8 protein-coding genes and 1 pseudogene are annotated in these 6,450 nt (G+C 75.4%); 1 reads left to right on the forward strand and 8 read right to left on the reverse strand.

Translation table 11 applies throughout. The annotated features are described in order from the left end of the window. From lspA to CS2_RS17300, 8 genes are all read right to left on the reverse strand, one after another. Positions 1–675 (reverse strand): signal peptidase II (gene lspA, locus CS2_RS17265; protein WP_156442195.1); only part of this gene is annotated, 675 nt, incomplete at its 3' end. Positions 676–701: 26 nt separating this feature from the next. Next, on the reverse strand, positions 702–1,160 hold the full coding sequence (locus CS2_RS17270; RefSeq protein ID WP_370297454.1) for a TraR/DksA family transcriptional regulator: 459 nt from the start codon (positions 1,158–1,160) through the stop codon (positions 702–704). Between the two features lie 235 nt (positions 1,161–1,395). Continuing rightward, positions 1,396–2,094 (reverse strand): DivIVA domain-containing protein, encoded by a 699-nt coding sequence (locus CS2_RS17275; RefSeq protein WP_046528188.1) that lies wholly within the window; start codon positions 2,092–2,094, stop codon positions 1,396–1,398. A gap of 169 nt (positions 2,095–2,263) precedes the next feature. Further along, positions 2,264–2,548, reverse strand: coding sequence for a YggT family protein (locus tag CS2_RS17280; RefSeq protein WP_046528187.1), 285 nt, complete (start codon positions 2,546–2,548; stop codon positions 2,264–2,266). Between the two features lie 3 nt (positions 2,549–2,551). Continuing rightward, entirely contained in the window at positions 2,552–3,028 is a 477-nt protein-coding gene (locus tag CS2_RS17285) for a cell division protein SepF (RefSeq protein WP_046528186.1), read from the reverse strand. A gap of 176 nt (positions 3,029–3,204) precedes the next feature. Beyond that, a complete protein-coding gene (locus CS2_RS17290; protein WP_070320907.1) occupies positions 3,205–3,987 on the reverse strand; it encodes a purine nucleoside phosphorylase YfiH/LACC1 family protein in 783 nt (260 codons plus the stop codon). 8 nt (positions 3,988–3,995) lie between these two features. After that, positions 3,996–5,273: a cell division protein FtsZ gene (ftsZ, locus tag CS2_RS17295; protein ID WP_046528184.1), complete on the reverse strand. Its 1,278-nt coding sequence runs from the start codon at positions 5,271–5,273 to the stop codon at positions 3,996–3,998. 216 nt (positions 5,274–5,489) lie between these two features. Further along, positions 5,490–6,230, reverse strand: coding sequence for a cell division protein FtsQ/DivIB (locus CS2_RS17300; RefSeq protein ID WP_233421251.1), 741 nt, complete (start codon positions 6,228–6,230; stop codon positions 5,490–5,492). Between CS2_RS17300 and CS2_RS19450 the strand changes: the two are divergent. After that, positions 6,220–6,450: pseudogene (locus CS2_RS19450) on the forward strand (hypothetical protein); the annotation flags it as partial. The gene CS2_RS17300 and the pseudogene CS2_RS19450 sit on opposite strands and share 11 nt — an antisense overlap.

Here is a 6,450-nt window from a genome sequence, read left to right on the forward strand (position 1 = left end):
GGCAGCGGGCCGGCCGGCCGGCTCGGCGGGCCCGTCGCCCGCGTCCCCCGCACCGGTCCCGTCCTCGGCCGCGTCGGACGCGCCGTCGCGCGTGCCGTCGACGTGCACCCCGCGCGCGGTCAACCACACGACGAGGACGGCCGCCACCACGATCGCGATGTCTGCGACGTTGCCGATGAACAGCCGCCAGTACGCGAGGAAGTCGATGACGTGCCCGTGCAGCGGCCCCGGCTCGCGGACCATGCGGTCGACGAGGTTGCCGAGCGCACCGCCGAGCAGCAGGCCCAGCGCGACGGCCCAGCCGGGCGAGCCGAGCCGGCGCGACACCCGCACGATCACGACCACGACGGCCGCCGCGACGAGCGTCAGCACCCACGTCATGCCGCTCGCGATCGACAGCGCGGCGCCGTCGTTGCGCACGAGCTGCAGCCCGAACACGTCACCGAGCAGCGGCGTGCGCTCACCCGGACGCAGCGCCGCGACCGCCCACACCTTGGTGAGCTGGTCGACCAGCAGGACACCCGCGGTGAGCGCACCGAACACGCGCAGCAGACGACGGCGCCGTGCCGGGTCCACCGCTGCGGCAGCGGCGGGCGTCGGCGCGGCCGTCGCGCCCGCCGTCGGGGCGGCGCCGTCCGGGCGCTCGTCGGGCAGGGCGGTGTCGTCGTCCGTCATGGGCACCGCAGGAGTCTACGGGCGCGTCAGCGCCGCTCCTCGCGCTGCTTGCACGTCACGCACAGCACGGCGCGCGGGAACGCCTGCAGGCGCGCCTTGCCCACCGCCTGGCCGCACGACTCGCAGACCCCGAACGTGCCGGCCGCGAGGCGGTCGAGCGCGTGCGTCGTCTGCTCCAGCAGGTCGCGCGTGTTGTTCACGAGCGTCAGCTCGTGCTCGCGCTCGAGCGCCGACGACCCGGAGTCCGCCTGGTCGTCACCGGCGCCGTCGCCGGAGTTGCGCAGGAGCTCGGAGAGCTCGGCGTCGGCCTCGGCCAGCTCCGCGGTCAGGCGTTCGCGGTCGGCGGTCAGCTCGGTGGCGACCTCCGCGAGCTCCCCGTCGGTCCACGGGTCCTCCCCGTCACGGACGGGCAGCACCGCCACGAGGGCCGCCCGACCCTTCTGCGACCCCGTCGTCAGCGTGCTCAGTGCATCGTTGGTGCTCACGGACGTTCCCCCCGTCTCGAGTGCGGCGACTGTATGCGCGTCTGCGCCCGCGCACAACATCACGCGCCGCCCCCGCCGCGGGCGCGACACGCCGTGCCGACCTGCACCCGCGCCGTGACGTGGGGCACGCGACGACGGCCGGGGCGGTGTGGTCGCGCGACCACACCGCCCCGGCCGTCCCGGGGTACGCCGACGCCGCCGGGGGTGGCACCTCCCCCGGCGGCGTCGTGGTACGTCAGATGCTCTGCGTCTCCGCGACCGGCTGACCCTGGCCGGAGCGCGGGGGCAGCGCGTTGCCGCGGTTCTCGAGGTCGCCCAGCAGGTTCTCGAGGTAGCTCTTCAGTCGCGTGCGGTAGTCGCGCTCGAAGACGCGCAGCTCGTCGATCTTGCGCTCGAGGAGCGACCGCTCCTGCTCGAGCTGGCCGAGCGTGCGCTGCGACGTCTCCTCGGCCTCGCGCACGATGCGGGTCGCGCGGGTCTTGGCCTCGTTGATGAGCCGGTCCGACTCCTCCTGGCCGCTGCGGACGTAGTCGTCGTGCAGCTTCTGGGCCAGCGCGAGCATGCCCGTCGCGGACTCCGGCTCGCTGCTGCGACCCGGCGCGGGCGCCGACGTGGCCGCCACCGGCGGCTGCGCCAGGGCCGGCACGGGCGCGGGCTGCACCGGCGCGGGCGCCGGGGCGGGAGTGGGCTCGGGCGTCGGCTCCGGCTTGGGCGCCGGCGCGGACTGCTGGGCCCCGGCACGGCTCAGCTCGGCGATGCGCCGCTCGGCGGCCGCGAGCTTCGTCTTGAGGTCGTCGTTCTCGCCCTGCAGGTCGCGCAGGGTGTTGACGACCTCGTCCAGGAAGTCGTCGACCTCGTCCTGGTCGTAGCCCTCACGGAACTTGGTCGCCTGGAACTTCTTGTTCAGGACGTCGTCTGCGGTGAGCAGTGCCATCGTCGTCACCTCTGTCGGTCGTACTGGGTCCGGTCGGCGGCAGTCAGTCCACCGACCACCTCGGGCCACGGTAGCGGAGTTTCGGGGCGGTGCACGCCCCCCGGGGCACGGGCGACGCGGGTCGCCCGGCGTGCATCACGGCGGGTCCGCCGCGGTGTCGTTCGGCTGCTCACACGCTCGCGAGCAGCGACATCAGGAACGTGCAGCCCAGCGCGAGCACGAGGAACGCGAGGTCCAGACGCACCGAGCCGATGCCGATCGGGGGCAGCACGCGTCGCAGCGCGCGCAGCGGCGGGTCGGTCACGCTGTAGGCGACCTCGGCGACGACCAGCACGAAGCCGGTCGGCCGCCACTCGCGCGCGAACACCTGGACCCAGTCCAGGACGAGCCGCACGAGCAGCAGCAGGAAGAAGACGAGGACGACCAGGTAGAGCAGGTTCGCGAAGATGCGCACGCGTCAGCTCTGGTTGTAGAAGCCGGCGCGCGCCGGCGGCTCGGGCGCCGCGGTGTCGCCCGCGAGCTCGACGTGCGCGGGCGAGAGCAGGAACACCTTGGCGGTGACCCGCTCGATGGCTCCGTGCAGGCCGAAGATCAGCCCGGCCGAGAAGTCGACGAGCCGCTTGGCGTCCGCGTCGTCCATGTCGGTGAGGTTCATGATCACGGGCGTGCCCTCGCGGAACGCCTCACCGATCTTGCGCGCGTCGTTGTACGAGCGCGGGTGGATCGTCGTGATGCGTCGCAGGTCGCCGGACTCGCGCGGGGCGGGCGCGGCCTGCACGCGCGGCGTGCGGTGCAGCGGCGTCACCTGCGCCTCGTAGGTCTCCTCGGGCACGGCGGTCTCCGTCTCCTCGTACTCCTCGAGGTACTCCTCGTGGTCGGACCGGTCGTCGGCCAGGCCGAGGTACAGCATCGTCTTGCGCAGCGCTCCGGCCATCGCGTCGTCTCCCATCCGCCAGGTCTCCCCGACTCCCGCGCCCCCGCACGCCCCGTCACCGTCGGACCGGTGCCGGGCGTCCCTGCGCTGGTCACGCTAGCAACGCGGACCGCACGCGGCTCGGCGACACGCGGGCGTGTCGGGAGTCGGGCGCACCGGCCGTGACCTGTGCCACGTCACGGCGCCGCGGCGGGGTCCACGAGCCGGACGACGCCCGCGAAGCGCCCCGTCGCCGGGGCGCGCTCGTGGACGGAGCGGCGGTGCGAGTAGAGCGCCGCGTCGCCGTAGGTGTCGCGGCCGTCCACGTGGACGTCGCCGACGCCGCACGCCGCGAGGACCGCGACCACGCCCGCCGCGAGGTCGACCGCGGGGGTGCCCGCCGCCGTCATGCCTGCGGCCGCGGGGACCCGGGCCGCGACGGCGTCCCGCATCGCCGCGGGGACCTCGTAGGAGGCGGCCGCGATGCAGGGCCCGACGGCCGCGCGGGTGCGGCCGGGGTCGGCGCCCAGCGCGACCATCTCCGCGACGGCGGCCTGCAGGACGCCGGCCACGAGCCCCGGGCGACCCGCGTGCACCGCCGCGACGACGCGCGCCACGGGGTCCGCGAGCAGCACGGGCGCGCAGTCGGCCACGTAGACCCCGAGCGCGACCCCGGTCGCCGTGGTCACGAGCGCGTCGGCGCGGACCTCGGGGTCGAGACCCCCGGGGCCGACACGGACGACGTCGGCGCCGTGCACCTGGGTCGCGAGCACGAGCGGCGCACCGAGGCGCTGCGCGACGGCGTGCCGGTTGCGGGCGACGACCCGCGGGTCGTCGCCGACGGCGGACCCGAGGTTGAGCCCTGCCCACGGTCCGGCGCTCGCCCCGCCCGCCCGCGACGTGAACCCCGCGAGGACACTCGGCCCGAGCGGGACGACGGCGAGCTCGACGTCGTCCGCCGGGGCGGGCGCACCCGGCACGACCGCCCCTACTTGAGGAAGTCGGGCACGTCGAGGTCGTCGCGCTCACGACGGGCCGGCGGCTCCTCGGCGAGGACCCGCGGCACCTCGAGCGCACCGGTGACCGGACGCGGCTCGGCCTCGGTCGACAGGAACGCGGGCACCTCCTGCTGCGGCGAGGCCCCCGTCGCCGCGGACGAGCCCACGGGCACGAGGTCCTCGTCCGCGACCTGCACGGGGCGCGGCGTCGGCACGGCCGACGCACCCGGCAGGGTCGTGACGGGCGCGACCGCGGGGACCTGGCGGGCCGTCGACCCGCTCACCTGGCCGAGCGCGCGGCCGTCGCGGCGCTGCACCGGACCACCGCCGTCGAACCCGGCGGCGATGACGGTCACGCGCACCTCGTCGCCGAGCGCGTCGTCGATGACCGCGCCGAAGATGATGTTCGCCTCGGCGTGCGCCGCCTCCTGGACGAGGCGCGCGGCCTCGTTGATCTCGAACAGCCCGAGGTCGGAGCCGCCCTGGATCGACAGCAGGACGCCGTGCGCCCCGTCGATGCTCGCCTCGAGCAGCGGCGAGGAGATCGCCATCTCGGCGGCCTGCACGGCGCGGTCCTCGCCGCGCGCGTACCCGATGCCCATGAGGGCGGACCCGGCGCCCTGCATGACGGACTTGACGTCGGCGAAGTCGAGGTTGATGAGGCCGGGGGTCGTGATGAGGTCGGTGATCCCCTGGACGCCGGACAGCAGCACCTGGTCGGCGGAGTGGAACGCGTCGAGCACCGAGACGTTGCGGTCGGAGATCGACAGCAGCCGGTCGTTCGGGATGACGATGAGGGTGTCGACCTCGGCGCGCAGCGCGTCGATGCCCGCGTCGGCCTGGACCGAGCGGCGGCGGCCCTCGAAGGTGAACGGCCGCGTGACGACACCGATCGTCAGCGCGCCGAGCGAGCGCGCGATGCGCGCGACGACGGGCGCACCGCCCGTGCCGGTGCCGCCGCCCTCGCCCGCGGTGACGAAGACCATGTCGGCGCCGCGCAGGACGTCCTCGATCTCCTCCGCGTGGTCCTCGGCGGCCTTCTTGCCGACCTCGGGGTCGGCGCCCGCGCCGAGCCCGCGCGTGAGCTCGCGGCCGACGTCGAGCTTGACGTCGGCGTCGGACATGAGCAGGGCCTGGGCGTCGGTGTTGACGGCGATGAACTCGACACCCTTGAGGCCGACCTCGATCATGCGGTTCACGGCGTTGACGCCGCCCCCGCCGATGCCGACGACCTTGATGACCGCCAGGTAGTTCTGCGGAGCTGCCACGGTGGGTGCCTCTCGTTCGCGGGTCGCGGCGTGCTGGGCCGCTGGTGCTCGCCCCGGCGCGCGGGACTGGTGCGATGAACCTTCACCCTCAGGTTGAGGGTGAGAGTTATGTCAGGTGTGTTGTCGGGACGTGACGCTAGGTCGCCGCTCCCCGTCGTTCAACGACCGCCGCGCGCGTGTCGGCGATCCTCGCCGCCATCGGCGGCGTCGACCCCGTCACCGGGTGATCGGCAGGCGCGGTGCGGACACGTCGAGGACCGACGCACCGGCCGCCTGCGGCGCCGCACGCAGCGCCTGCAGCACAGCGATCTTCAACGGCGTCTCGTCCGCGCTCCCCCAGTCGACCTGGGGACCGTCGCGCAGCTGCATCGTCACGGTGTCCTGCGTCCGGGCCGCCACCGACCCGACCTGCGCCAGCAGGTCGGGCGGCAGCTGCTCGAGCACCCGCAGGACGGCCGTCAGCGTGCGCTCGTCGCCGACCGGCACGTCGACCGTGGGCAGCCCCTCCGGCGGGGCGTCGGCGCGACCGACCTGCACGCCCTGCTCGTCGAGCAGGACGACGCCCCCGCCGTCCGGCTCGGGGACCGCGGCGACCGGCTCGCGGGACACCAGCTGGACCGCGAGCCCGTCCGGCCACTCGCGCACCACGCGCGCCTCGCGCACCCCCGGCACGTCGAGCACGGCGTCGCGCAGACCCACGGTGTCGAGCCGCGGCAGCGGCGTCCCCGCACGCTCCGCGACCACCGCGAGCACCTGGTCGACCGCCACGACCGTCCCGGCCCCCGTGACCTCGACCTTCTGCGGGTCGAGCGCGAGCACCGGCGACAGCAGCAGCAGCCAGGCCAGGCCCCCCGCGCCCAGGACGCCCCCGGCCGTGAGCAGCAGCTGCCGGCGCGCGAGGTGCCGGCGCGCCCGCGCGCGCTCGGCGAACCGCTCCTGGGACGTGGTGGAGACCACGGCCGGTCGCACGGGCCCGGAGAACCGACCCGTCGTGTACGTCGTGACGGTCCGCGTCGCCCCCGTCGACGGCACCGTCGGCGTCGCACCCGACGTCGCGCGCGCCGCACCCCGCGCACCCTCGCGCGGCGTCGCGTCGGCAGCCCGTGCCGGACGCGACCCGGGACCGCTCGCCGCGCGCCCCGACCCGCCGGCAGCCGCCCGTCCGTCGGCGGGCCCC

It is taken from the genome of Cellulomonas iranensis NBRC 101100 = JCM 18110 (genome assembly GCF_001552375.1).
Classification (GTDB): domain Bacteria; phylum Actinomycetota; class Actinomycetes; order Actinomycetales; family Cellulomonadaceae; genus Cellulomonas; species Cellulomonas iranensis.

Coding starts and splice junctions, on each gene's coding strand:
- CS2_RS17275 (WP_046528188.1), bottom strand. CDS start 2,094: ATGGCACTGCTCACCGCAGACGACGTCCTGAACAAGAAGTTCCAGGCG.
- CS2_RS17285 (WP_046528186.1), bottom strand. CDS start 3,028: ATGGCCGGAGCGCTGCGCAAGACGATGCTGTACCTCGGCCTGGCCGAC.